This is a genomic window from Candidatus Obscuribacterales bacterium (assembly GCA_036703605.1).
In the GTDB taxonomy this organism is placed as follows: Bacteria; Cyanobacteriota; Cyanobacteriia; order RECH01; family RECH01; genus RECH01.
In genome coordinates this window covers 1-1,963 of sequence record DATNRH010000486.1, presented here as the reverse complement: position 1 = coordinate 1,963, position 1,963 = coordinate 1, and the positions used below count along the sequence as shown (strand labels likewise).

Genomic DNA, 1,963 nt, shown 5'->3' with positions numbered 1-1,963 from the left:
CGTTATGAATCGCATCGGGCAAAAAGCCGACAATATCGCCTGGATGAAAGATTTTCTCACCGATCAACCGAATGCGATCGGGATGCTGGGGAGTGGGCGATCGCTGCCAAAATTGATTTTTCTCCTGTCCACCAATCAGCGCCACCACGCCCCAAGCGCCATGGTTGTGGATGGGTGACACATTCCCCGGCAGCCAAGCCACCATTTGCAGGGTGAGTAGAAAGTCATGTTCTTTATAGAGCGATCGCACCGACCAACCCGGCTTGACAGGAGGATTGACAAACTCTAGCTGGAGCCAATAGGAACTGGTGAGCAATCGCCGCACAAGGGGATAGATCTGCACCAAGCGCTGGGTGTCATCTGGTGTGGCGTGGAGGATATCTTCTAGGTCGGTGAGAAATCGGTAGAGGCGATAGGGCTCAACGGGGGAGTCGGGGACGGAAGGCACCTCGCAGGCTTGGCAGGTTCCATCGTTGATTACGAGCCAGTCGTGGCAGTCTACAGGATTATCTATCAACATCTCAGGCATGATCTTCAAGCGTGATCAGGGCAGTCCCTGCTTTGATCCGACAGCATGGGCCGGTGGGCACCACGTTTCTGAGTGTAAACGACTGCTCGATCGATAGATGAGTCTTTCCTGAGTCCATCAACAGGGTTGCCTGAGAAGCGATCGCCATCTTCTGTCGGGTAGAGATTTGGTTAAAGGTGTGTAATACGGGCTACCTAAGCAAAATCTAGGGATGCTGCGTACGTTCAGCACCATCCCTAGATTGGCTACCTCAAGGTACAGAGGGCGATCGCTCCCTGCACTTATCATCAAGTCCAGTGGAATGTTCCTCGCTGGGGCATCCTGCTTTCGATCCCCCGCTTCACTGCCCCCTTGGCAAAAGTGCTCCAGACACCTAGGTGCTGCCACAGACTTGAATGAATAGCAGGTCTAATCGAATTTGATAGTACAACAGGACTCTGTGGACGGTGATCTACGGTGACCTACATAGAATTTGCGCCCGTGCTGATGAGTCGCTTGAACAACCCTTCTGTCCAGCCCGTTTCCTTCAAAACAGCGGCGGCAGAGACTTCGATATAGGCTTGCTCAATAAACGTCAGGTCAATCATGCAGATTTTGCCAAGAGCTTCCTTCAGTTCCTCAGACTTACCTTCAGCTTTGAGTTGTTGGCCAACTTCGTGCACCACAGTCGCCATAGCTGGCACCACATGCTGCGGCCCGATGCCAATGCGAACGTGAATCAGCCCAATGCGCCAGCGGCGATCGGCATAGGCGTCGCCCCAATCATCCATGCCTGTAAACATTTCATGGAACCACTCCACAAACGTTTCTCGAAGACGGTGAATTCTCCCCTCCGTTGCATTAAGAATCGTGTTCATTTCTTCATCACGCCCTAAATAGGCATAGAAACAATCTGCCATGTCCGGTGCAACTTTTAAGCCCCAGTCCGCATTATTTTTTAACAAATCTCTATCTTCAGTGCTAAATCCAATCCGGCTCGACATCTTGCTCATGAATTGATGAGGATCTAATGCCATAATCTTTGCCCCTAACTAATTCCTGGTACATTACCTTCCCTTGTTCTACCAAGTTTTGAGCGGTAAACACTCCGGAGGACTACTTAGGTTTTCATTTTGCCAAAACATGAAACGTATCTTCATACTTGTTGAGTTAAGGACGTATCAAGTATGACAAGTTCCTAAGCAGTGCTAAAAGGTGTTGTTTTGTGTCAGCTCCAAGATAGAGCTTAACGGCAATGCTCTTGCAAATTCTAGCTAGTAGAGATCGTTTAGGTGTCATGATCCTTTGGGCTGATTGTTGAGGTAAGTTTAGGTAAGAGGGAGCGATCGCATGGAGACGCGATGACTGGTGGTAGATAGTGGCCTGGCTGAAGCTCAAGATTAGGTGAGATTCGCTTAAGCTATATTGCCTAATCGTTATATTGATTGTTGGTTT

Annotated in this window: 2 protein-coding genes; both read right to left on the bottom strand. The window is 49.5% G+C overall.

Translation table 11 applies throughout. From position 1 onward, the window contains the following. A partial coding sequence (locus V6D20_10325; protein HEY9816176.1) for a hypothetical protein occupies positions 1-529 on the bottom strand: 529 nt, incomplete at its 3' end. A gap of 461 nt (positions 530-990) precedes the next feature. After that, positions 991-1,545, bottom strand: coding sequence for a protoglobin domain-containing protein (locus V6D20_10320; GenBank protein HEY9816175.1), 555 nt, complete (start codon positions 1,543-1,545; stop codon positions 991-993). Positions 1,546-1,963 lie beyond the last annotated feature (418 nt).

Coding starts and splice junctions, on each gene's coding strand:
- V6D20_10320 (HEY9816175.1), bottom strand. CDS start 1,545: ATGGCATTAGATCCTCATCAATTCATGAGCAAGATGTCGAGCCGGATT.